This window comes from Nitrincola iocasae (assembly GCF_008727795.1).
Taxonomy (GTDB): Bacteria; Pseudomonadota; Gammaproteobacteria; order Pseudomonadales; family Balneatricaceae; genus Nitrincola; species Nitrincola iocasae.
In genome coordinates, this window is sequence record NZ_CP044222.1 from 1,970,393 (window position 1) to 1,993,451 (window position 23,059).

Below are 23,059 nucleotides of genomic sequence, written 5' to 3' on the forward strand. Positions count from 1 at the left end.
GAGAATAATCATGAGTCAGCGTATCCAGTTTTCCAAAACCGGTGATTCCAGCGTACTGGAGTTGGTGGATATTGACGCACAAGATCCGGGACCCGGTGAAGTCCGGGTTCGTAACCAGGCGATTGGTCTTAACTTTATCGATATCTATTTTCGGACTGGCCTATATCCTGCACCTTCCATGCCTTCCGGACTGGGTACTGAAGGAGCAGGCTATGTAGAGGCCGTAGGTGAGGGCGTGAGCTATCTGAAAGAGGGCGACAGGGTTGCCTATGCGCAAGCTCCTCTGGGTGCTTATGCCCAGCAACACACCTTACCGGCTGACAAGGTGATCCGCTTGCCAGACTTTATCGACTTCGAAACAGCGGCAGCCAGTATGCTCAAGGGACTGACAGTGCAGTATTTATTACGTCAGACACGCGCCCTGCAAGGTGGCGAAACGATCCTGTTTCATGCTGCAGCGGGTGGGGTTGGATCGATTGCCTGTCAATGGGCCCGTGCGCTGGGAGTTAAACTGATCGGTACGGTCAGTTCAGCGGAAAAGGCGGCACTGGCGGTCCAAAACGGAGCCTGGGCCACGATCAATTATTCTGAAGAGTCAGTGGTTGAGCGGGTTCGTGAGCTGACTCAGGGGGCTATGTGTGATGTGGTTTATGACTCTGTGGGCAAGGATACCTGGATCACTTCACTGGATTGCCTCAAACCCCGCTCCTTGATGGTCAGTTTTGGCAACTCATCCGGTCCGGTGGATGGGGTTAATCTGGCTATACTGAACCAGAAGGGTGCGTTGTTTGTCACCCGGCCAAGCCTCAACGGCTATGCTGATACCCGTGAGCGACTGGAGATGATGTGTGAAGAGTTTTTCGGCATGATTGGCAGTGGCAAAATCCACATAGATATCGCGAATCGCTATGCGTTGGCTGATGCAGGCAAGGCTCAGGATGCCCTGCAAAGCCGGAAGACCACTGGGTCAACGATTTTATTACCTTAGTAGTTTTAAAGTACAGCTTATGTGTCGCTCCTGCGCATCCATACGCCCCCGCGGCATGTACGAAAGGGCACCTTAACTTGGTGCCCTCCGTGTCTTTAGCGGCTACTCAGAAAGCCGGTACGACGGCACCTTCATACTTCTCAAGGATAAACTCACGCACGCTATCTGTTTTCAGGGCTTCAATCAGCGCCTGGAGTGCAGCGTTATCAGTGCTGTCTGCATGCGTCACCAGAATGTTGACGTAGGGCGATTCACTGCCTTCAATCACCAGAGCATCATCTTGTGGTGATAGGCCTGCTTCCAGGGCATAGTTGGTATTGATCAACGCCAGGTCCACTTGGTTCATTACGCGTGGCAGTGTGGCCGCTTCAATTTCACGAATACGCAGCTGCAGCGGGTTGTCGGCAATATCACGTGGTGTTGCAGTGATACCGGCTTCTGGTTTTAGCGTGATCAGACCCGCACTCTGCAATAGCAATAGGGCGCGACCACCATTGGTTGCATCATTAGGAATAGCAACTTCTGCGCGACGTGGCAGTTCATCAAGCTGGGTGTGTTTGGCTGAGTAGGCGCCAAACGGTTCAACATGGATACCGGCCACAGTGACCAGCTCTGTGCCGCGACTGGCATTAAACTCATCCAGATAGGGCTGATGCTGGAAAAAGTTGGCATCAATGCGCTTTTCAGCGACCTGTACGTTGGGCTGCACATAATCAGTGAAAACGCTAATCTGCAGATCTACGCCCTGTTCGGCGAGACCCGGCTTAACGAATTCCAGGATTTCAGCATGAGGCACAGCGGTAGCTGCAACACTCAAGGTTTCGGCTTGTACTGAGAAAGCCGCCAGAGCAGCAAAGGCTACTATTAGTTTTTTCATTGTTTCTCTCCATTGGGCAATAAAATGCATTCACTTGCGTGAATAATGAACAACCAGTCGATCTCCAAGCATTTGTAAGATCTGTACCAGTATCAATAACAGTACCACCGTGACTACCATGACATCGGTCTGAAAGCGCTGGTAGCCATAGCGTATCGCCAGATCACCCAGACCCCCTGCACCGACAACGCCCGCCATGGCAGTGTAGGAAACCAGTGTAATAGCGGTTACGGTCGTCGCCGCAATAATGCCGGGGCGAGCCTCGGGCAAAAGTGCATTGATAATAATCTGACGGGTATTGGCACCCATCGCTTGAGTAGCTTCAATGATGCCGCGATCCACTTCACGCAGCGCCGTTTCAACCAGTCGGGCGAAGAAGGGCGTTGCGCCTACCACCAAGGGTGGAATAGCACCTGCAACACCCAGTGAGGTACCGGTAATCATCAGTGTTAACGGAATCATCACAATCAATAGAATGATGAAGGGCAGGGAGCGTAAAATGTTAACGAAAAAAGATAACAGCGCATAAAGCCCTTTCTGTTCAAACATCTGTTTTGGGCCAGTCATAAACAGCAGAATACCCAGCGGCAAGCCCAGCAGCAGTGTGAACAGCATGGAACCACCCAGCATCAGCAGGGTATCCAGGGTTGCCATCCAGATATCATACCAATCGACATTGCTGAAAAACTGATTCATGTCCGCAGTACCTCAACCGTAACCTGGGCGGCTTGCAGTTGTTTGATGGCCGCACTGGCATCGCCGCCGACCAGCGACAGGGTTAATTGTCCGTAAGGTGTGTCGCGTATATGGTCAATACGCCCTGACAGTATGCTGTAATCAACGCCAGTCTGACGCGCAATTTGCCCGAGCAGGGGGGCATAGGTGGCTTCACCCTGAAAGGTCAGGCGCACAATTCGCCCTTCAACTCGGGAAAAATCATTAGCCATTTCCTGCTCATCCAGCTGTTCGGCCTCATAGACAAAGCGCCGTGTAGTTGGGTGTTTAGGGTGCAGGAATACGTCAGCTACCTGGCCTTGTTCCACAATGAGACCCGCATCCATAACCGCAACCTGATCACACACACGACGGATGACATCCATTTCATGGGTGATCAGGACAATGGTCAGATTGAGCTCACGATTAAGTTCATTCAGCAGTTGCAAAACCTGAGCGGTAGTCTGAGGGTCCAGCGCACTGGTAGCCTCATCACACAGCAGAATTTTGGGTTCCGTGGCCAGGGCTCTGGCGATGCCAACGCGTTGCTTTTGTCCACCGGATAACTGCGCCGGGTATTTCAGCGCATGATCACTCAGACCCACTCGGTCCAGCAGCATTGCAACACGTTCACGAATCTGTGCCGTAGAATGTTCGCCAGCCAGTTTTAATGGCATGGCGACATTATCAGCCACTGTTTTTGATGCCAGCAGGTTGAAGTGCTGGAAGATCATCCCCAGCCCCTGGCGAAAGCGCCTGAGGTCTTTTGCATTCAGTGCGGTCACATCTTCGTCAGCCACGAGAATACGACCGCCGCTGGGCTCTTCCAGGCGGTTTATCAGACGCAACAGAGTACTTTTACCGGCACCAGAATGACCGATAAGGCCGAAGATCTGCCCCTGCGGGATATGCAGGTTGCAAGTCTCCAGCGCCGTAACCTCGCGTCCACTGACCTTGTAAGTCTTGTGCACACCTTCAAATTGGATCACAGAGAGTTAACCTTGTGGGCTGTATGCTTTTAAGTAATAAGAAACTAAATTAATATGCAATTATAGCACGTTAATGGCTATTAGAAACAAGCCCTGCGGAAAAAATAGCATGCGGCAAGCACTAGCTACGTGCAGGGCGTCGTAACAGAAAACGCCAGCGACTCACCAACAACGCACTGAATATAAGGCAACAGCCAATCAACTGTAACCGGGTCATATGCTCTGCATAAAGCAGAACACCAATCAGGCTGGCCCATACCGGCTCAAGCGTCATGATAACCGCCGCATGGCTGGCGCTGACCATGCCCTGAGCTTTGACCTGCAGGAAAAAACGCATACAGGTGCCAATCACAATACTGGCAATCAGCCAGCCGAGTAGCGAGCTGTTGAGATTCAGCGCTTCCGCTTCTAAAAGCGCTGACATGGTCAGGGCCACCAAGCCAGTCATACTTAACTGTATGGCTGTCAATGGCAGCGGAGCTATCCGTACAGCATAACGACTGTTTAAGTTAAAATGCAGCGACAACATCAGTGCAGCAGCTAGAAAAAACAGATCAGATACTGACAGGGCAAAGCCACCTTCAAGGCGAAGACAAGCCAGCCCAATCAGAGCTATGAGCATTGCAATCCAGGTACTTACCGGAGTCCGTGTAGCGAATAAAAATCGCCCGACAATAGGGACAAATACCACGCTCAGGCTGGTGATAAACGCTCCAATGCCCATATTATCAGAATGGTAGAGCCCCATGATCCAGAAGCACATCGCCATCCCCATTACCACGCCGGTCATCAGTGCACGAAGCCAAGACTCACCCGCTAGTTGCTTCAGAGCACTATAACCAAAAGCACCCAGAATCAATCCGGCACACAAAAAGCGTCCGCCAATAAATTGCAGTGGAGCCATACCTGTCAAGGCTTCACGTGAGAATACCCAACTGGTTGCTGCCAATAATGTGACCAGGACCAACAGAAAATCTGATTTTAATGCACTGTGTTGCATAAAGTACTGCCTTGTAATCCGATGAATACTGCTCTAGTTTGGTCTATTGTAATGCTGCAGTGCGGTGATTTAATAGGGAGTTTAACTAATGACTGTTAAAACCATTGAACTGGCACTTCAGGGTGGGGGATCGCATGGCGCCCTGACTTGGGGAGTGTTGGACCGTTTACTGGAAGAAAGCAATCTGTGTATTGAAGGGGTGAGTGGCACCAGTGCCGGTGCCATGAATGCGGTAGTGCTTGCTGACGGCTTGGAGTCGGGGTCTCGACAAGGGGCTCGTGACGCTCTGGAAACCTTCTGGAAGTCTGTTAGTGATGCGGGCAGATTCAGTCCGATTCAGCGTAATTTATGGGCAAAAATTACGGGTGACTGGAGTATGGAAAGCTCACCCAACTACCTGCTGTTTGACCATTTGACTCGTGTATTTTCTCCCTATGAATTCAATCCACTCAACCTGAATCCTTTACGTGATCTGGTGGTTGAGCTGATTGACTTTAAGGCGGTAAATCGATGCAAAGCGGTCAAAATTTTTGTCACAGCCACGCAGGTTCGAAATGGTCGTCCCAAAATTTTCACTCAGCCGAACCTCTCTGCAGACGCACTGATGGCATCGGCGGCCTTACCCTTCATGTTTCAAGCCGTTGAGGTTGATGGCGAGTTTTATTGGGACGGAGGCTACAGCGGTAATCCGGCGCTTTTTCCGCTGGTGGATGAGTGCGATGCCAGAGATATGGTGCTGGTTCAAATCAACCCGTTTGAACGACCCGATGTGCCCAAAACAGCGCGTGAAATCATTGATCGAATTAATGAAATTACATTCAACTCTATTCTAATCAAAGAGTTGCGTAGTGTGACACTCTTGCGTGAGCTTATCGAATCTGAAGGTTTGGAACATGAGCGTTATCGGGATATGCGTCTGCACCGTATTCATGGAGAGGAGGATCTTCAGAGTCTGAAAGCCTCCAGTAAACTGAATACGGAGTGGGAATACCTTTGTTTCTTACGGGATATGGGACGCCAACGCACGGAGCTTTGGCTGAAGGAGCACTGGAAAGATTTAGGCGAGCGCTCCACGTTTGATCCACAGTGGCTGCTTAAAGAAAGTATTCGCGATCCCGATTGTGGTAAAGGAACGCAGTAATGATTTTACTGATTATTCCTGGGTCTATGGTCAGTTTTTTCTGAACCTTTAACAGCCCTGAATAGTGACTTACCTAAGTGATATACCCGACGAAATTGTTCTGTGGTGGAAAACTCCATCCCCATTTCCAGCCGCCGCCGGTTGAGCTGTGTTTGCAGAGCTTGATCATAGTGTTGATCAAGCAGTTGCAACAGGCTTGTGAGGTTATAGTGGGGTTTATCCGGAGCCAGACTAAGGGGTAGCAAATGATCTGGCTGTAACAGTGACTGATTATAAGCCAGGGCATCACGAATACTATCGGCCTTAGCTGTGGTGCTATCATCCAGATCATATGGGGGCGACCATTCAGACAGGGGTGCCAGCCGATCAACCTGATTCACCAGGGCAATTATCGCCGGGCGCTTGCGCGATAGCTTGTCCGGTTGTTGATAGAAAGTGTCCAATTTAGCTTTGAAGTTAACATCCAGTGCGCGAGCCGGTTGATTAGCCTTCAATACCCACAGCAGTAGATCAGCCTGACTGGCTTGCTCAAGTAGCCGCTTTTCCGTTTTGGGGTTGCCATCCAGTCCGGGTAAATCAACCAGGTGAATCAGCGGCACACCTTCGGCTTTTAATTGATGAACCTGTACGCTGTCAGTGGCAGGCAGATGATCAACTTCAGCATTAGATTCTTGTGTTAATGCATTAATTACACTCGACTTCCCTGATTTCAATTGACCAATCAGACAGATCCTTAAAGGATCCGGTTGGCTGACCCTGTTCTGCCTATCGCTAGCCTGAGCTGCACTTGAATTTAATGCTCCCTTGATCCGGAAACGGCCTGAATACAGGTCAATGGCCACGCTGACCACTTCCTGCAAAAATGCTTTTTTGAGTTTGTAGCTGACCTCGGCTTGTACATCATCCAGCATATACCCGGCTAGCTGTGAGCGGGCTTCTGAAATCAATCCAGTAGGCGTAAATAATCGGTAAGCACGGTATACCGCCCAGATTTTTTGTACCTTGTCAGCTTTGTCTCTGTGACTGTAAAGGCGCTTGACGGTTGAAAGTTTCAGTTGCTCGGCAAAGGGCAGGTGTTCCATCACGATCAAATAGTATCGCCGACTGATCTCTTCGGTCATGCTCAGAAGCTCTGGTAAAGTAAAGGCAAGCTCACCTCCTGTCTTGCCAGCTCGATAGGCGCTGGCCGTGGCGCTGATCAATGCCAGAGCGTGTTCCCGTAATACCTCCCATTGATCATTTTTATCCATCAGGCTGTCCATTTGCGTATTCAGCTGTTGCCAAACCTGCAGGTCAAAGTCGCTCCAATCTGTATTGGCGACAACCAGTGCTTCATCGGGAGGTAGATTGTTAGTGCTCTGTTTAGTTATAGACTTTCGACCCACCCGGACAACCAGTGCAAAGACCAGGCTAAGCAGTGACAGGAGGACGACAAAATGCAGTAGATAGCCAAACTGGTATAAGGCGATTAGACCAAATCCGGCTAACAGCAGCAGCGGGAAGGCGATCAATATCAACAGCAGTGGAATCAAGTTGGTAAACAGTTTGTGGCTGATGCGATAACTATTTAGTAGTCGTTTCACGTCCGGCAACCTCCCGGATAGACTCAAAGGCTTGGCGATAAAGTTGTTGGACCTCCGCTTCAGACAGGGATTCACCCTGACTCTGATAATACAGGTATTTACAGGCAATGCGTCCAATCGCATAGGTTGTTGCAAAACTGATGGCGGCGGCACCTAGACTGCCCACTGTCTGTCCGTACACCGGGATAAGTTTAACCAGTTGACGCAGCCCCAAATGCGAGGCGTATTGAATACCAAAACCAGTGCCCAGAGTGGCGATGAACGAGGAAATGGCGCGTCGGTCCCAGTCTATACCGTACTTTTGTGCGAGAGTGCGTAACAGGGCGGCCTGCAGTGCAGGCACAGACACCAGGCCGATGATCGGCAGTGTATCTGTGGCCGCTGCTGCAGAGGCATAATGACGCAGCTTTTGTTTGTGTTGTTTGAACACTTGATGCTCGGCTGCCGCCATCGAGGCGCGTTGGCTGCAGCGGGCTACTTCGGGTAAATGTTCAAGTAGACAGTGTAATAGGGCTTCCCCCCCTGTTGGGTTGTGCGGGTCAGCCAACTCCATCACCACTGTCGGCAAGGAATCACCCCAGGCTTTTTCGGCCTGTTGCTGATTAAATGCCTGAGCCGCTTGACGATCACGCCGATCAGTTATCTGATCTATTGCGCTATGTATCAGAATTACTGATTTGATATGATTGGATTTTTTTATGGTTTTGAGTGCTTTGATCAGCTCACTCTGCTCTGGATCATCCACGCGCATGCATACCAGTAAGGCATGGCTCTGAGACATGCAGGCATGAATATCTTCGGTTGGGTCATAGCTGAATTCTCCAAGCCCTCGCGTATCCAGAAATCGCAACAAAGGCGCTTCGGTGGGAAAATCATATGCATCAGACGATTGTGTGCAGGGGCGAAAGCCTGACCCTAGAGTCACATCAGGGTTCCCTGTTAAAAAACGAATCAGAGATGACTTTCCAGCGCCAGTTTTGCCCAGTAGCCAGAGAGTAGGTAATGTGCTGTTAATAGTACACTCAGAATTCATTTAGCTAACCTGACGTTATTGGGTGTATTCATTTCATTAGATCATAGATAACAGAAAGTTATGATGTCATGTCGTTTATTCTTCTCGAAAATGTTCATAAGGGTAAGCCTTTTGCAGTCAATCTGTTATATTTGCGTAAACTTTGGTCTAAAGGTGCTTGAATATGACGGGGATTTTGACAGTACGTTTCATCATAAATGCCATGTTTGGCTTGATGTTGGCTATTTTACTATTGATTGGCGGTTTTGCCATTTTCAGTGCTAATCAACTTAGTGATGATTTGACCTTTTTGCAATCAGAAACAGCCAGTGTTGCAGACAGTCTGGTGCAATCAGTGGATGCGCTGACGCAGATGGAAGGGCAAGTTAAGCAGCTCTCGAAAGCGCAGGATTCGCTGTCTACCCTCCAAGCATTGCAGTTGCGTCTGGATGAAACTGAAGCGGCCAGTGGTGAAATCGATGCCGGGTTGACTCAGTTGCGAGATGTATCAGCGCAACAGAATGAAAACATGAATAAAATCAGTGAGGTGACCCGTCAAATTGCCACCAATCTGGAGATGGTTTCTGGCCCGTTGCACTCCATGATCACGGCAGCTCAACAAATCAACCAGCATTCATTACATGCACTCATCGACTTTTACAAACTTAGCCAGGGTGAACCCGGAGCACTGGAGTCGGTGGAAGCGAATCTACAACAGGTTTATCGAGGCACCTCGGCAATGACCAGTGCCATGTTTAATGTGGACCAGAGCGATAATACCCGTTCATTACTAGTAGATCTGCGTCGCGATCTGCGCCCTTTCCGTGGGCAAATACGTCAGTTTGCCGCTATGGAATACTCGCCGGAACGTACAGCCCTTCGACAGGAAATCGTAACGGCTATCGAGGAGATGATTGAACTTTCAATTCAAATTCAAAGCGGCAGTCTGGAACTGGCTAACCGTACTGCCGCAGAAGCCAATGCGCTTGCTCAGCAGACCCAGGCAGCTACGGCCGAGCAGATAGCCGCCAGCCAAACCTCGGCTGAGGTGTTGGATAACGCGCTGAGACTCATTAACCAGTCCAATGAAAGCACTCATTCTGTCGTCAGTGATCTGACATCCTCTGTAGAGCAGCTAACTCTGTCTCTGCAAAGTATCCCTGAAGTTGAGCGCCAGATAGAAACGTCACTCAATGCGGTGCAGCGGGCTGTTGCCTCTGATCAGGTTGAGCGCATAGATGAAGCCGGCAACCGTGCGCTCCAAGCGCAGAAAAACGCACAAACTATACCGATTGTCTTATTAGTGTTTATCCTCATCGCTTTCGCTATCAGTGCGGTGGTTGCCGTGTATCTACAGCGACTGATTGTGAAACCCTTGGCTAACTTTGTCAGCGGTGTACGCCGTGTAACCGACAATGATTTGCGTACGCAGGTTACTGATGAAGGCGCTATTGGTGAGCTGAAAGCAGTAATCGGCTCGGTAAATGCGATGATAGATGGGCTACGTCAAAATGTGCTGGATATGAAACAATCTGGCCAAAATATCAGTGAAAGCGCCCGGTTGATGGCGAATACATCAACCACAACCCGTGATGCACTGGAGCAGCAGAAGCAAGGCGAACAGGCGATTGTTGATTCAACCGGCGCTTTAGCTGATATGGTGCGACAGGTGGCGAACAGTGGTGCCGCAGCCGGAGAGCAAGCGCGTGCTGCCGATGAAGTGATCAAACAGAGTCAGCAGGACATAGAAAATGCCAAGCGAGAGATGGCAAGTCTGGCTGGAACAGTTAACCGCTCAAATGAAGTAATTCAGTCACTCAAGCAGCAGAGTGACAATATCGGTCAGGTAATCAATGTCATTCAAAATGTATCTGGTCAGACTAATTTGTTGGCTTTGAATGCGGCCATAGAAGCCGCTCGGGCCGGTGAACATGGCCGTGGCTTTGCCGTTGTCGCAGATGAAGTCAGACAGTTAGCTCAGCGGACCAGTGATGCCACCATTGAAATACGTGATTTAATTGAGCAAATTCAGGCTGGCTCAGACCTGGGGGCCGAGTCCATGGCAGAGGGGCTGGCGCAGGTTGCCAGAAATACCCAGGCGACTGAGTCTGTTGCGCTGTCGCTGGAGTCAGTCATTCAGCAAGTGGCTACCATCAGTCGTCTGAATCTGGAAATTGGGGAGCATACCCGTCAGCAATTGCAGCAACTGGATAGTATTGATGCGGGTGTTGACAGCGTACGTCGTCAGTCGGAACAAGCCAGCGCAGCCGTGCTGGATAATGTCAGGGCTAGTGAGAACCTAAACCGTACAGCCAGCACTCTCGGTGATCTGGTCAAGCGCTTCTCTATCTAACCACCCGATGGGTGGTTAGTGACTGTATGCTAGTTTAAAGCGCCAATTGCAGCTGTTCTTCCTGGCGTGGACCCGCCATGATGGCCTGCTGCATTGGCAGATTGACCTGGCGATTACCCAACAGCAGGCAAAAGCTTTTACCATGACGACAGGCATCGGCTAAAGCCTTGACGGTGGCTGCACTGACGGATGGCTCTGGCCAGGCGACCACCAGACTATTCAGTCCATTGCAGACACAGGTGCTCAGGGTCTTTAACCATTGATGGCGATTTTGTGTATGAATGATGCGAATTTTGTGCATCTCTATGCCAGCTTGTAGCAATACCTGTCGGTTTGGTAGGGCTGGAGGATTAATCAGGGTGATCCAGCGTGATTGCCCGCTGGCCTCGGCCAGTAATGGCAGAATTTGCTCAGGATCACGAACAATCGACTCAACAGCGGTATGCGCTTGATACATGACAGCACCTCTATAACTGTTTATTTATACAGTATCTGTATTTATATACAGTAATGATATCTGTGTCAAATATTTTTGCGGCTCGTTATTGATGACTGCAACAGAAAAATACGCTAAGAGACAAATCTAAGTCATCCTGTATTGGTATATACTTATAACCTTTATACAAATCTACGTCGTGTTGATGCTACAAAGGAATAGGTTGTGTCCTTAAAACTCAAGCGCTATTTTCCCATACTGCAATGGCTGCCTCTCTATGGCAAAGAAACATTGATCAGTGACTTGCTGGCCGCCTTGATTGTTACCATTATGCTGATCCCTCAGTCTCTGGCCTATGCTATGTTGGCGGGCATGCCACCAGAAGTTGGGCTCTATGCCAGTATTGCCCCTCTATTTCTGTACACTATTTTTGGAACCAGCCGTAGTTTGGCCATTGGCCCCGTTGCAGTTATTTCACTGATGACAGCGGCAGCAGCGGGTAATCATGCGTTGGAGGGCTCACCCGAGTACATCACAGTGGTACTCATATTGACGTTGATGTCCGGTCTGATGCTGACGTTGATGGGCCTGGTACGGCTTGGGTTTTTGGCTAATTTTCTCAGTCACCCGGTTATTTCCGGATTTATTACTGCATCGGGTTTGATTATTGCCGCCAGTCAGGCTCGTCATCTTTTGGGACTGGAAGCAGAAGGGCTAAACGTTATCATGGTGTTGTATGGCCTGATAGCTCGTATCCCTGAGGCGCATTTGCTAACGTTATGCATAGGTTCTGGCACTTTGGTTTTCCTCTATGCCAACCGACGCTGGGGGCGTTCACTTTTAAGCCTCATCGGGTTAAACCCATATACGGCTGATATATTCAGCAAGGCCGCACCAGTGCTTGCCGTTGCTGTTACGACACTGGTTACTTGGCATTGGCAGCTAGATCAGGCGGGTGTCAAAGTGGTAGGGGATATCCCCGCAGGTTTGCCACCTTTTACTTTACCGGCGTTTATTCCGGGGTTGTGGCGTGATTTGTTTCTGGCTGCCTTGCTGATCAGCATTGTCGGATTTGTAGAATCTGTTTCTCTAGGCCAGACTCTGGCTGCCAAGCAGCGCCAGCGCATCGACCCTGATCAGGAGTTGATTGCTCTGGGAACCGCTAATCTCAGTTCAGCCTTCAGTGGGGGGATGCCGGTTAGTGGTGGATTTGCACGTTCGATTGTCAATTATGATGTTGGTGCGGCAACGCCTGCCGCCGGTACTTTTACGGCCATAGGTATACTGGTGGCTGCACTATTTTTAACGCCATTAATTGCCTTTCTGCCGGTTGCCACGCTGGGGGCTACTATTATCGTGGCAGTGCTGTCGTTGATTGACTTACCCGCTATAAAACACACCTTCGTATATTCCAAAAGCGATTTTGCAGCTATGCTGGCCACGATCCTGGCAACGCTGATCCAGGGTATTGAAATTGGCATTATGGCTGGGGTTGGACTGTCGCTACTGCTTTACCTGTATCGTACCAGTAGACCGCATTATGCGGTAATAGGGCGGTTACCCAATAGCGAGCACTTTCGTAATGCTGAGCGTCATGAGGTCGAAACCGACGATAAAATTGCCTTATTGCGCATTGATGAAAGCTTATACTTTGCCAATTCACGCTATCTTGAAGACATTGTCATGGGGTTGGTGATTAGTCAGCCTAAGTTGAATCATTTGGTCCTGACCTGTCAGGCGGTGAATCTAATCGATGCCTCTGCCCTTGATAGTCTGCGCACCATTAATAGTCGCCTGAAGGATTCCGGCGTGCAGATGCATCTGGCTGAAGTCAAAGGACCGGTCATGGACCGGCTACGTAAAACTGACTTTCTGGATGAGATGAGTGGCGTGGTTTACATGAGCACCTATGATGCCTGGAAGGTGCTGCATGAGCGAGCAGAAGAGGCCGAAGATAAGCCGGAAGCTGAATTAAAACCAGAGGCGCCCAGATAATCACAGCCAACTCAAAACGCCAGGAGTTTAGAGTTGGCTATCGCGAGATTAAAATCAGGCGCGTGATAAAAACTTACCGGTTTCGGTATTAATTTTGACTTTTTGGCCTGCTTCGAGGTACTCAGGCACAGGGATTTCCAGACCGGTGGCAAAGCGTGCCGGCTTGTTACGCCCGGTGGCACTGGCGGCTTTCATACCGGGTACGGTTTCGATAATCTCCATCACTACGGTACCTGGTAGCTCTACGGTGATCAGCAAACCGTCGACCAGTAGTGCTGTGATGCCTTCCATGCCATCCATCAGGTAGGGCAGTTGTGCTTCAATCGCGTCTGCATTTATGCTGTATTGGCTATAGTCTTCCAGGTCCATAAAGGTGTACTGGTCATCTTCCTTGTACAGAAAAGACACCTTGCGGCGCTCCAGTTGTACATCTTGGACGAAGTCGTCACCCACGTAGGTTTCTTCGTGCTTGCGCCCGCCAGGCACCTGATTAAAGCGAATTTTATACAGGGTGGCCGCCCCACGAGCCGATGGGCTTTTGACATCGACCTGGTTAGCGATATACAAGGCGCCATTAATTTCAACAACATGGCCGCGTTTAATTTCTGAAGCTTTTGGCATATAAAATTCTCAAAGATAAATGTTGACTGATTTTAACTGAGCCGCGTGGCGCATTCGAGAAATATCTTTCGTTATAGGGCTCGGCTATCAATACGTGGACTCACTGACTGCTGCAGCCGATCCAGACAGCTGTCGGCTGTTACCGCCAGAAAACCGATCAATATGGCCCCCTGAAGCACATAGGCGGTATTGCCATTGACCAGCCCTGATATAACCGGGTCACCTAGCGTGGTGGCACCTATGGTCGAGCCGATGGCGGCGGTGGCGATATTGATGGTGACGGAGGTTCTGATGCCGCCCAGAATAACATTGGCTGCGAGGGGGAGTTCCACCTGCCATAACACCTGAAAGGGTGACATGCCCATGCCGCGTGCGGATTCGAGTATAGCCGGGTCAACACTGTTCAGGCCGACCAGGGTGTTGCGCACAACCGGTAGCAAGCCATAGAGGGCCAGCGCCATAATCGTTGGCAGGGCGCCAAAACCCAGTAAGGGGACCGATAAGGCCAGCACCGCTACGGGTGGGAAAGTCTGCCCCATCGACGCCACCTGGCTGACCAGTGGCAGAAAATCACGCCCATAAGGACGGGTAACAAATATAGCACCTGCCAGACCCAGGCTGATAGAAATCAACGCTGCCAGACCCACCAGCAGCAGATGATTTCCCAACAACAAGGCAAAGCTGTCGCGAGTATAGATCACTTGTCTGTGTCCGGGTGCAACCTGCTTAAACAGCTCCTCAAGCCAGGGTAGACCCAGAATGGCTAATAACAGACAGGCCGCCCAAAACAGCGGTAACCCCCAGAAGAATAGACGTTTCCGGCTAGGCATGGCGGTTAGCCTGGATGATGCGATCCAATGGCAGGTAACCGACCAGCGATTCGCCTTCATACACTCGCAATTGCAGGCACTGGTGCCAAAGCATCATGGATAACGCCTGGCGCAGGCTGTCCTGCAACTGAATCACAGGGGCTTGATCTAACGAGGGGTTATTACTGGAAATGGGTAACATGCGTTCAGCAACACGCAGAAGTCCGGCTTGTTTCAGGCCACGATCTTCGCCCCCCAGTAACTGGGCAACAAAATCATTGGCGGGATTGAGCAGCAGCTCTGTAGGGCTGGCCTGCTGGATGATTTTACCCTGATCCATCACTACGATCTGGCTAGCCAGTTTCAGCGCTTCATCCATATCATGGGTAACAAATACCAGGGTTTTATGGATCTGACGTTGAATACGTAAGAGCTCATTTTGTAACGACTCACGGGTGATCGGATCAAGCGCACCGAAAGGCTCATCCATCAGCAGAATGTCCGGATCACCTGCCAGCGCCCGGGCTACGCCTACGCGCTGCGCCTGCCCACCGGATAATTCAGACGGGTATTTATGCGCAAACTCAGCAAAGGGTAAGTTCAGTAGTTCGAGCAACTCCTTAACCCGCTCAGCCACTCTTGCTTCCGGCCAGCCCAGTAACTGCGGCACCAGGGAAATGTTGCGGGCAACCGGCCAGTGAGGAAAAAGACCCGTGCTCTGAATGGCATAACCAATGCGGCGGCGCAATTGCTGCTCATCCAGTTGACTGATCTCTTCACCTTCGATCGTCAGTCGACCGGATGTGTGAGGGATTAAGCGGTTGATCATGCGTAATGTGGTGGACTTGCCACAACCGGATGTACCGACCAGGACACACAGCTCACCCTGGTTAATGCACAGGTCTATCGCATCCACTGCTAGCGTATCACCAAAGCGTTTGGTGACCTGATGCAATTCAATCATTGTTTGGCTCCATTACGGAATAACCCGGCCAGACCTGAGAAGAGTAGATCAGCCAGCAGTGCCATCACCAGAATCGGTAAAGCACCGAGTAAAATCATATCCATGGCCGCTTGCCCCAGCCCCTGAAAAATAAAGCTGCCAAGACCACCTGCGCCAATCAATGCGGCGACGGCGGTCAAGCCTATTGCCTGAATGCTAGTGATGCGTATACCTTCCAATATCACCGGCATAGCCAAGGGAAGTCGTACCTGTAAAAATACCTGTATCCGGCTCATGCCCATGCCTTTTGCTGATTCAAGTACAGCATCAGAAACCTCTTCCAATGCTATGAAAATATTACGAACTATGGGTAGGAGGCTATAGGCAATCAAGGCAATTAATGCCGGCGCCCAGCCTATACCACTGACATTGATGGACTGCAGAAAATCGCTATGAGAAGCCAGGTAGCCGAGCGGGGCAATCAGTAAACCAAACAACGCCAGGCTGGGAATGGTCTGAATAAAATTTAACAACCCGAAGGTGAATTTCTGCACAACGGGCCAATGACGCATTAACAACACCAGCAAAAAGCCTAATAACAGACTGAAACCCACAGCGCCACAAACCAATAGCAAATGGACCTGCAGCGCATCTTGAAATTGTGACGAGCGCGACGCGTATTCGCGCACCAAAGCGAGAGATTCAATCTGACCTGTGTAGGTGACCCAGATTAGACAACTCAGTGGCAGCATGAGTAAAGCTGTGATACTTAAGCGACTGAGGTGCATTTTTTGCTGTAGCTCAATCAGCATGAGTGCTGCAAAAAACAGTAGTAACCAAAAGCCCGAAGCGATACCCGTGCGTGCGTGGGGCAGGGTATCCGGGATATGCGCTGTGTTAAAGTCAGCCAGACTAAGTGGTAGCTGTATCAATAATAGAATGACACACAGGAGTTGTAAGGCGTGTTTGGCGCGCAGTCTTGGAAACGAAGTGACAAGACTTAACAGCAGCAAGGCTGAAACCCCAAGCGCCCAAGGCCAACCGAGGGCTGCATCAGGACTGTAGCCAGTACCAGGGACAATCCGGTTAGGTTGTAATGTCAGAAAATCGAGTAACCAAAACGCCAAGAGTGAAGCGCAGCTCAACACTGGCATCACTCTGTCGGTTTGCATAATCATCATAAGCGCTTGGGTAATCCTCAGGGCGCAAGTGAATCCAGAAAAGCTCGTGCAACCTGTGCCGGATCTTCACCATTCACAGCCACATCACCGTTGAGTTTCTGCAGGGTCTGCAGATCCAGAGCGGCAAATACCGGCTCCAACAACTCAGCGATTTGTGGATAGGCTTCCAGAACACTTTCACGGATAATTGGTGCCGGTTGATAGACTGGCTGAACACCACGGGTGTCTTCCAATACAATCAAATCCAGTGCCTGCAAGCCACCATCGGTACCATAGGTCATGGCAGCGTTCACACCACTGGTTTGCAAAGCTGCAGCCCTCAAGGTTGCAGCGGTGTTGCCACCAGACAGGATCAGCAATTGCTCTGAATCCAGACTAAAACCATAAGCATCTTGAAATGCCGGGAGTGCGCTAGGGGAGTCAACAAATTCAGCGCTGGCGGCAAATTTGAATGCACCGCCGTTATTCAGGTAGTCAGCCAGATCATCCAGTGTAGTTAGACTTTCGTTACGTGACAGATCGCCACGGACACTCATCGCCCAGGTATTGTTGGCGTCAGCCGGCTTTAACCACACCAGTTGGTTTTGCTCATAATCCAGTTCTTTAACCAGTTCATAGCCGGCTTGGGCATCTTTCCAGACCGGGCTGTCAGCACGATCAAAGAAGAAGGCACCATTGCCGGTATACTCCGGGTAGATATCTATTTCACCGCTGATCAATGCGTTACGCACAATACTGGTGCCACCCAGTTGAATCCGGCTGGTCACTGGAATACCGGCATCATCCAGTACCTGATAGATCAAATGACCCAGTACAGAGCCTTCGGTATCAATCTTGGAGGAAACCACGACAGCCTGCTGTGCCAGGGCTGAGGTGGATAGCGCCACAGCGCTGGTTAGAAGCAGTGTCCGGAATAAGCCTGATAAATGCATAAAAAATCCTGTTTTCCTGAGTTTATCAGCCAGGCACCCCTATCAGAGGGCGCCTGGCGTGTGATTGTTACTGTGCCGATTTACCTGGCAGTAACCCGTCTGCACGGAACATTGATTTAATCCCCCGCAACGCTTGACGTATACGGTCCTGATTCTCAATCAGAGCAAAACGTACATGATCATCACCATAATCGCCAAAGCCGATACCGGGCGAGACAGAAACCTTGGCATCTGCCAGCATCTTTTTAGCAAATTCCAGCGACCCCATGTCGGCATAAGCCTCAGGGATTTTAGCCCAGACGTACATCGAAGCTTTAGGCTTCTCAACCATCCAGCCGACCTCATGCAGGCCTTTAACCAATACATCGCGTCGCTTCTGATAAGTGGCTGCAATATCCTTCACGCACTGCTGGTCACCTTCCAGAGCGGCGATGGCGGCTACTTGCAAGGGGGTAAAGGTCCCATAATCATGATAGCTCTTAATCCGCGAAAGTGCGTTAACCAGTTCAGGATTACCCACCATAAAGCCGATACGCCAACCCGCCATGTTGTAGCTTTTGGAAAGAGTGAAGAACTCCACGGCGACCTCTTTAGCCCCCGGAACCTGCATAATTGAAGGGGCTTTCCAGTCATCAAAGACAATATCGGCGTAGGCCAGATCATGCACCACCAAGATATTGTGTTCTTTGGCCAGCGCTATGACCCGCTCAAAAAAATCCATTTCCACACATTGCGCTGTGGGGTTTGAGGGGAAACCCAGAATCATCATTTTAGGCTTAGGAATGCTTTCTTTGATGGCACGTTCCAGCTCAGCAAAAAAATCGACCCCAGGAATCAGCGGCACAGAGCGCACCTGTGCCCCGGCTATAACCGCGCCGTAGATATGAATCGGATAGCTGGGATTTGGAACCAGCACGCCATCACCACGATCCAGTGTGGCCAGCATCAGGTGGGCCAGGCCTTCTTTTGAGCCGATGGTGACGATGGCTTCGGTTTCCGGATCAATCTCAACATCAAAGCGCGATTGGTACCAATGGCTGATGGCCCGGCGCAGGCGAGGAATGCCGCGTGAGGTAGAATAGCCGTGGGTATCAGGCCGTTGGGCTACACTGCAGAGTTTTTCGACGATATGTGCCGGGGTGGCTCCATCCGGGTTGCCCATGCTCAGATCAATAATATCTTCGCCACGACGGCGTGCAGCCATTTTTAGTTCAGCGGTGATGTTGAATACGTAGGGGGGCAGGCGTTCGATACGCTCGAAACGAAGCGGTGCTTTCTCAGTCATAGTTTTCTCGATTACGTAAGCGCCCGGAACCGTCCGAGCGACGCTGACTGCCATCTGCAGCCATTAAAACGCATCCTAGCAGAATTTTTCCAGAGTGCCATGCTTAATTTTGGGTAGTGCCATGCTTAATTTTGGGTAGTGCCATGCTGGATGGTGGTATCACTTTGGTGTGACACGCTTTTCGTCATCCCTGACCGCTCGACTGCCGCCGTCCGGGCGGCAGACGGTCTCACCAAAGTGATACCACCATCCCGCCCAAAGTCCTCTGCCAGCTTTCAGGATAAATAGTGTGGTCATGGCATCAATCTGCGAATTAAGTTGAGGATTCGATAGCATGGCAAGAATTTTTGCAAATGCTGATGCGGCACCCAAGTTTGGGAAGGGCTGATGGGATCGGATCTGACTGACCCTGTGCGCCCTGAATGCCATGGACGGCGCACTGTCAAACTGTTCATCTCAGACGTCTGGCTTGCTATTCGTTCAACGTGGCGCTGAGCTAATGGGATCGGCACAGGATTTCGGCGGGGTGGTGGAGTCGCTTTGGAGTGACCGTCTGCCGCCAGGGATGGCGGCAGTGGAGCGGTCAGGATGACGAAAAGCGTGTCACACCAAAGCGATACCACCACCCCAGCATGGCACCACCCCACATTCCACCATGGAAAAAGCACTGAGTGGATAGATTGAAGGGGTGAGCGGCTTTCTATGTTAGAATAACGCGCTTAATAATGATGTAGCGCAAGGAAACTGTCGATGACTGAACCTCAAGGTACTCGCCTTAATATACGTCCCATTACACTGGCTGACTACCCTCAGTTGGCTGATATTATGGCGAAAGTCTATCCAGATCTTGGTGGTGCCTGGTCGGAAGCAACGCTGGCCAAGCTTATCAGACTGTTTCCTGCGGGTCAGATCGCCATAGTTGACCATGATCATGTTGTTGCCGTGGCGTTAACATTGTGTGTTAAGTATGACAAGTATTCCATACCTCATCGCTATGATGAGGTGATCAATGAAAAGCGCATCCCTGGCCACAACGCCAAGGGAGATGCGCTCTATGGGTTAGATGTATTTGTCGATCCTAACTACCGAGGTGCAAGGCTGGGGCGGCGTTTGTATGAAGCGCGTAAAGAACTCTGTCGTGATTTGAACTTGCGCGCGATTTTGGCCGGTGGACGTTTGCCTGGTTACCATAAGGTAGCTGATCAAATGGAGGTCACAGACTATATCGAGGCGGTTGGGCGTAAAAGTATCCATGATCCCATACTGTCTTTTCAGCTATCAAATGACTTCACTGTTAAGCGATTGATGCGTGGCTACCTGCCAGAAGACACCAATTCAGCCGGTTTTGCCACTCTGCTCGAATGGGACAATATTTTTTACGAGCGTGACGATAACAGCATTGCTTATGAAAGTATCAAATCTCAGGTACGGGTCGGGGTGGTGCAATGGCAGATGCAACATACCCATTCAGTGGATGACCTGTTGAATCAGGTTGAGTTTTTTGTCGATGCCATGTCTGATTACCGCTCAGATTTTGCACTCTTTCCTGAGTTTTTCAGCGCGCCGTTGATGGGTCTGGCGCCAGATTTGTCGGCTGTAGAGGCCATGCGCTTTCTGGCTGGCTTTACTAAAGAGATCTGTTATCGCATCTCACAGATGGCGGTCAGTTATAACATCAATATCATCGCTGGCTCTTTACCCCTGATCGACAACGACCAGGTCTACAACGTAGCCTATCTTTGTCGTCGAGATGGCAGTGTGGAAGAGCAGCGTAAAATTCATATTACGCCCTCAGAGCGGCGTGACTGGATTATCAGCGGTGGCGACCGTATCCAAACCTTTGAAACGGATGCTGGCAGGGTAGGAATACTGATCTGTTACGATGTTGAGTTTCCGGAACTGGGCCGCATTCTTGCTGAACAGAAAATCGATATCTTGTTTGTGCCTTTCTGGACAGATACCAAGAATGGCTACTTACGGGTTCGACATTGTGCCCAGGCGCGGGCCATCGAAAACGAGTGCTATGTGGTGATCGGCGGCTCTTGTGGCAATTTGCCCCGTGTCGACAATGTTGATATTCAATATGCTCAAAGTGCTGTGTTCACACCGTCAGACCTGTTCTTTCCGCACGATGCCATACAAAGTGAAGCTGTAGCTAATTCCGAGCAATTGCTGTTTGCGGATCTGGATATCGATAAACTACAGCAATTACATTTTGAAGGTTCAGTCAACAATTTGCGCGATCGTCGTCATGATCTCTACCGACTGAAATGGTTCGACGATGCAGAATAGTGTTACTTTGATGTGACACAGATAGATACTGTAGTAAAATACTAGGTTTTTTATGGTCTGTTGTGCTCCATTTTCATACCCTAGTGCGTAAATTGAGACAACACAGGCCGGAGACTAATTTAATGCCCTTTAGTAATGCCATCATCAAAATTACCAACCTGCGACTTCGAACTTTTATCGGTTTCAATCCGGAAGAGCGTGAGAAAAAACAAGATGTCGTGATTAATGCGGAGATACATTATCCCGTCAATCGCGGTTGCTTGACTGACCAGGTGGATGCGGCATTGGACTATAAGGGTATTACCAAACAGATCATAGCACATGTCGAAGACGGCCAGTTTCTTCTGCTGGAAAAACTGGTATCCGATGTGCTCAATATCTGTGCGGAACCGGATGTGGTGACCCATGCTCAGGTACGAATCGACAAGCCTCATGCGTTGAGATTTGCCGACTCAGTCTCCTTAACCCTTCATTACGATAAGTGCTAAAGCACAACGACAGCACACAGGAGCACTTAGGATGATATCAACGGAAGCCGCACGCGTTCGTCAGGTTCTTATTGATCGAGGACTGGAAACACCGCTTACAGAGCAGCGTTTAACAGCTGACGAAAAGTACCAAAAGATTAAGCAATCTATGACGGATGTGGTACAAACGCTAGGATTGGATATGGGTGATGATAGCCTGGCCGAAACCCCTCATCGCATTGCCAAGATGTATGTATATGAGATTTTCTCCGGTCTCGACTATAGCAACTTTCCAACCATGTCGTTGATCGAAAACAAGATGCAAGTAGATGAAATGGTAAAGGTATCTGACATAGATCTTACCAGCACTTGCGAGCACCATTTCATTACCATCGATGGTTCAGCCAAAGTAGCCTATATACCCGGTGATAAGATCATTGGTCTATCTAAAATCAATAGGTTGGTCAGGTTTTTTGCACAAAGACCTCAGGTTCAGGAACGCCTGACACAGCAGATTTTGATAGCACTACAAACCTTACTTGAAACTGAAAATGTTGCTGTTTCGATAGAGGCGACACATTATTGTGTCAAATCGAGAGGGGTTATGGACGTTAACTCGCGCACTTCAACCACGGCGCTGGGTGGGGTTTTTAAAGCGAACATTCATACCCGTGCAGAATTTCTAAAGTAAGTCACTAGCGATAGATGCTGTTTACATAAGGAGAAGGGTGTTGAGTGGAGCGCTACTGATTACCGGTGTTGGTCAGCGTATTGGTCAGCACCTTGCTGAGCACTTGCAAGCACAAGGCTATCAAGTTATAGGGACCTATCGAACCGACAGGCCCTCATTGACAGGGTTAAGCGAGCAGGGCGTTCAACTGATTAAGTGTGATTTCAATCAGCCTGTTCAAGTCGCTGAATTGATAGCAGAAGTCCAGCGCCAGGCCCCAGCATTACGTGGCATTATCCATAATGCCTCCGACTGGTTACCGGATAGCAGTGCCGAGTCAGCCGTGGCCACGCTGCACGCCATGATGCAGGTACATGTTGCCGTGCCTTATCAGCTAAATCTGGCGCTGCAGGATCAACTCATGGCCTCCGAGATGGCTGATATTATTCATCTGACCGACTATGTGGCAGAAAAGGGCAGTCGAAAACATATTGCCTATGCGGCCAGCAAAGCCGCCCTGGCCAATATGACCCTGTCTTTTGCCCAACTGCTGGCGCCTAAGGTAAAGGTCAACAGTATTGCTCCGGCGCTAATCCTGTTCAATGACGGTGACAGTGAAGAATACAAGCAAAAAGTCCGCGCCAAGTCATTGATGAACAAAGAAGCTGGTGCAGATGAAATATTACAGGCCGTGGATTACCTGCTACAGAGTCGCTATGTCACCGGTCGCAGTCTGGCCGTTGATGGTGGACGTCATTTGAAATAAACAAG

Annotated in this window: 21 protein-coding genes; 8 read left to right on the top strand and 13 right to left on the bottom strand. The window is 50.1% G+C overall.

Annotated elements, in window-relative coordinates:
* Positions 1-10: 10 nt before the first annotated feature.
* Positions 11-988 carry an NADPH:quinone reductase gene (locus F5I99_RS09230; RefSeq protein WP_151055317.1) on the top strand — a complete coding sequence of 326 codons (978 nt, stop codon included), beginning with the start codon at positions 11-13 and terminating at the stop codon, positions 986-988.
* 106 nt (positions 989-1,094) lie between these two features.
* On the opposite strand, the gene F5I99_RS09235 is transcribed toward F5I99_RS09230, so the two are convergent.
* The 4 genes from F5I99_RS09235 to F5I99_RS09250 all read right to left on the bottom strand — a co-directional run bounded on the left by F5I99_RS09235 (position 1,095) and on the right by F5I99_RS09250 (position 4,568).
* Positions 1,095-1,865 carry a MetQ/NlpA family ABC transporter substrate-binding protein gene (locus tag F5I99_RS09235; protein WP_151055320.1) on the bottom strand — a complete coding sequence of 257 codons (771 nt, stop codon included), beginning with the start codon at positions 1,863-1,865 and terminating at the stop codon, positions 1,095-1,097.
* Between the two features lie 30 nt (positions 1,866-1,895).
* The gene (locus F5I99_RS09240; protein ID WP_151055323.1) at positions 1,896-2,561 is read right to left on the bottom strand and encodes a methionine ABC transporter permease; all 666 of its coding nucleotides are present in this window, start codon (positions 2,559-2,561) and stop codon (positions 1,896-1,898) included.
* Positions 2,558-3,568 (bottom strand): methionine ABC transporter ATP-binding protein, encoded by a 1,011-nt coding sequence (locus F5I99_RS09245; RefSeq protein WP_151055326.1) that lies wholly within the window; start codon positions 3,566-3,568, stop codon positions 2,558-2,560. The genes F5I99_RS09240 and F5I99_RS09245 overlap by 4 nt, the downstream gene beginning before the upstream one ends.
* Before the next feature lie 121 nt (positions 3,569-3,689).
* Positions 3,690-4,568, bottom strand: coding sequence for a DMT family transporter (locus F5I99_RS09250; RefSeq protein WP_151055329.1), 879 nt, complete (start codon positions 4,566-4,568; stop codon positions 3,690-3,692).
* A gap of 88 nt (positions 4,569-4,656) precedes the next feature.
* On the opposite strand from F5I99_RS09250, the gene F5I99_RS09255 reads away from it, so the two are divergent.
* Positions 4,657-5,709, top strand: coding sequence for a patatin-like phospholipase family protein (locus F5I99_RS09255; RefSeq protein ID WP_151055332.1), 1,053 nt, complete (start codon positions 4,657-4,659; stop codon positions 5,707-5,709).
* Positions 5,710-5,714: 5 nt separating this feature from the next.
* On the opposite strand, the gene F5I99_RS09260 is transcribed toward F5I99_RS09255, so the two are convergent.
* Positions 5,715-7,292 (bottom strand): GTPase family protein, encoded by a 1,578-nt coding sequence (locus tag F5I99_RS09260; protein ID WP_191905995.1) that lies wholly within the window; start codon positions 7,290-7,292, stop codon positions 5,715-5,717.
* Complete coding sequence (locus F5I99_RS09265; protein WP_151055337.1) at positions 7,273-8,325, bottom strand: YcjF family protein; 1,053 nt, start codon at positions 8,323-8,325, stop codon at positions 7,273-7,275. Before F5I99_RS09265 ends, F5I99_RS09260 begins: the two co-directional genes overlap by 20 nt.
* A 163-nt stretch (positions 8,326-8,488) precedes the next feature.
* Between F5I99_RS09265 and F5I99_RS09270 the strand changes: the two genes are divergently transcribed.
* Positions 8,489-10,657 (top strand): methyl-accepting chemotaxis protein, encoded by a 2,169-nt coding sequence (locus F5I99_RS09270; RefSeq protein WP_151055340.1) that lies wholly within the window; start codon positions 8,489-8,491, stop codon positions 10,655-10,657.
* 34 nt (positions 10,658-10,691) lie between these two features.
* On the opposite strand, the gene F5I99_RS09275 is transcribed toward F5I99_RS09270, so the two are convergent.
* Positions 10,692-11,114 (bottom strand): SulA-like leucine-rich domain-containing protein, encoded by a 423-nt coding sequence (locus tag F5I99_RS09275; RefSeq protein WP_151055343.1) that lies wholly within the window; start codon positions 11,112-11,114, stop codon positions 10,692-10,694.
* 204 nt (positions 11,115-11,318) lie between these two features.
* Between F5I99_RS09275 and F5I99_RS09280 the strand changes: the two genes are divergently transcribed.
* Positions 11,319-13,088, top strand: coding sequence for a SulP family inorganic anion transporter (locus F5I99_RS09280; RefSeq protein WP_151055346.1), 1,770 nt, complete (start codon positions 11,319-11,321; stop codon positions 13,086-13,088).
* Between the two features lie 54 nt (positions 13,089-13,142).
* Here the strand turns inward: F5I99_RS09280 and efpL are convergent, their stop codons facing one another.
* The 6 genes from efpL to alaC all read right to left on the bottom strand — a co-directional run bounded on the left by efpL (position 13,143) and on the right by alaC (position 18,859).
* Positions 13,143-13,709, bottom strand: coding sequence for an elongation factor P-like protein EfpL (gene efpL, locus F5I99_RS09285; RefSeq protein ID WP_151055349.1), 567 nt, complete (start codon positions 13,707-13,709; stop codon positions 13,143-13,145).
* A 71-nt stretch (positions 13,710-13,780) separates the two neighbouring features.
* Entirely contained in the window at positions 13,781-14,539 is a 759-nt protein-coding gene (locus F5I99_RS09290) for an ABC transporter permease (RefSeq protein WP_151055352.1), read from the bottom strand.
* A complete protein-coding gene (locus F5I99_RS09295; RefSeq protein WP_151055355.1) occupies positions 14,532-15,482 on the bottom strand; it encodes an ABC transporter ATP-binding protein in 951 nt (316 codons plus the stop codon). Before F5I99_RS09295 ends, F5I99_RS09290 begins: the two co-directional genes overlap by 8 nt.
* On the bottom strand, positions 15,479-16,642 hold the full coding sequence (locus tag F5I99_RS09300; RefSeq protein ID WP_225307616.1) for an ABC transporter permease: 1,164 nt from the start codon (positions 16,640-16,642) through the stop codon (positions 15,479-15,481). Before F5I99_RS09300 ends, F5I99_RS09295 begins: the two co-directional genes overlap by 4 nt.
* A 17-nt stretch (positions 16,643-16,659) precedes the next feature.
* Entirely contained in the window at positions 16,660-17,574 is a 915-nt protein-coding gene (gene osmF / locus F5I99_RS09305; RefSeq protein WP_151055358.1) for a glycine betaine ABC transporter substrate-binding protein OsmF, read from the bottom strand.
* A 67-nt stretch (positions 17,575-17,641) separates the two neighbouring features.
* A complete protein-coding gene (alaC, locus tag F5I99_RS09310; protein ID WP_151055361.1) occupies positions 17,642-18,859 on the bottom strand; it encodes an alanine transaminase in 1,218 nt (405 codons plus the stop codon).
* 750 nt (positions 18,860-19,609) lie between these two features.
* Between alaC and F5I99_RS09315 the strand changes: the two genes are divergently transcribed.
* From F5I99_RS09315 to folM, 4 genes are all read left to right on the top strand, one after another.
* Entirely contained in the window at positions 19,610-21,151 is a 1,542-nt protein-coding gene (locus F5I99_RS09315) for a bifunctional GNAT family N-acetyltransferase/carbon-nitrogen hydrolase family protein (protein ID WP_151055363.1), read from the top strand.
* Between the two features lie 122 nt (positions 21,152-21,273).
* A complete protein-coding gene (gene folX, locus F5I99_RS09320; RefSeq protein WP_151055365.1) occupies positions 21,274-21,639 on the top strand; it encodes a dihydroneopterin triphosphate 2'-epimerase in 366 nt (121 codons plus the stop codon).
* A gap of 31 nt (positions 21,640-21,670) precedes the next feature.
* The gene (gene folE / locus F5I99_RS09325; protein ID WP_151055367.1) at positions 21,671-22,309 is read left to right on the top strand and encodes a GTP cyclohydrolase I FolE; all 639 of its coding nucleotides are present in this window, start codon (positions 21,671-21,673) and stop codon (positions 22,307-22,309) included.
* 40 nt (positions 22,310-22,349) lie between these two features.
* A complete protein-coding gene (gene folM / locus F5I99_RS09330) occupies positions 22,350-23,054 on the top strand; it encodes a dihydromonapterin reductase (protein ID WP_151055369.1) in 705 nt (234 codons plus the stop codon).
* Positions 23,055-23,059 lie beyond the last annotated feature (5 nt).

Coding starts and splice junctions, on each gene's coding strand:
- F5I99_RS09230 (WP_151055317.1), top strand. CDS start 11: ATGAGTCAGCGTATCCAGTTTTCCAAAACCGGTGATTCCAGCGTACTG.
- F5I99_RS09235 (WP_151055320.1), bottom strand. CDS start 1,865: ATGAAAAAACTAATAGTAGCCTTTGCTGCTCTGGCGGCTTTCTCAGTA.
- F5I99_RS09240 (WP_151055323.1), bottom strand. CDS start 2,561: ATGAATCAGTTTTTCAGCAATGTCGATTGGTATGATATCTGGATGGCA.
- F5I99_RS09250 (WP_151055329.1), bottom strand. CDS start 4,568: ATGCAACACAGTGCATTAAAATCAGATTTTCTGTTGGTCCTGGTCACA.
- F5I99_RS09255 (WP_151055332.1), top strand. CDS start 4,657: ATGACTGTTAAAACCATTGAACTGGCACTTCAGGGTGGGGGATCGCAT.
- F5I99_RS09265 (WP_151055337.1), bottom strand. CDS start 8,325: ATGAATTCTGAGTGTACTATTAACAGCACATTACCTACTCTCTGGCTA.
- F5I99_RS09270 (WP_151055340.1), top strand. CDS start 8,489: ATGACGGGGATTTTGACAGTACGTTTCATCATAAATGCCATGTTTGGC.
- F5I99_RS09275 (WP_151055343.1), bottom strand. CDS start 11,114: ATGTATCAAGCGCATACCGCTGTTGAGTCGATTGTTCGTGATCCTGAG.
- efpL (WP_151055349.1), bottom strand. CDS start 13,709: ATGCCAAAAGCTTCAGAAATTAAACGCGGCCATGTTGTTGAAATTAAT.
- F5I99_RS09290 (WP_151055352.1), bottom strand. CDS start 14,539: ATGCCTAGCCGGAAACGTCTATTCTTCTGGGGGTTACCGCTGTTTTGG.
- F5I99_RS09295 (WP_151055355.1), bottom strand. CDS start 15,482: ATGATTGAATTGCATCAGGTCACCAAACGCTTTGGTGATACGCTAGCA.
- F5I99_RS09300 (WP_225307616.1), bottom strand. CDS start 16,642: ATGATGATTATGCAAACCGACAGAGTGATGCCAGTGTTGAGCTGCGCT.
- osmF (WP_151055358.1), bottom strand. CDS start 17,574: ATGCATTTATCAGGCTTATTCCGGACACTGCTTCTAACCAGCGCTGTG.
- alaC (WP_151055361.1), bottom strand. CDS start 18,859: ATGACTGAGAAAGCACCGCTTCGTTTCGAGCGTATCGAACGCCTGCCC.
- F5I99_RS09315 (WP_151055363.1), top strand. CDS start 19,610: ATGACTGAACCTCAAGGTACTCGCCTTAATATACGTCCCATTACACTG.
- folX (WP_151055365.1), top strand. CDS start 21,274: ATGCCCTTTAGTAATGCCATCATCAAAATTACCAACCTGCGACTTCGA.
- folE (WP_151055367.1), top strand. CDS start 21,671: ATGATATCAACGGAAGCCGCACGCGTTCGTCAGGTTCTTATTGATCGA.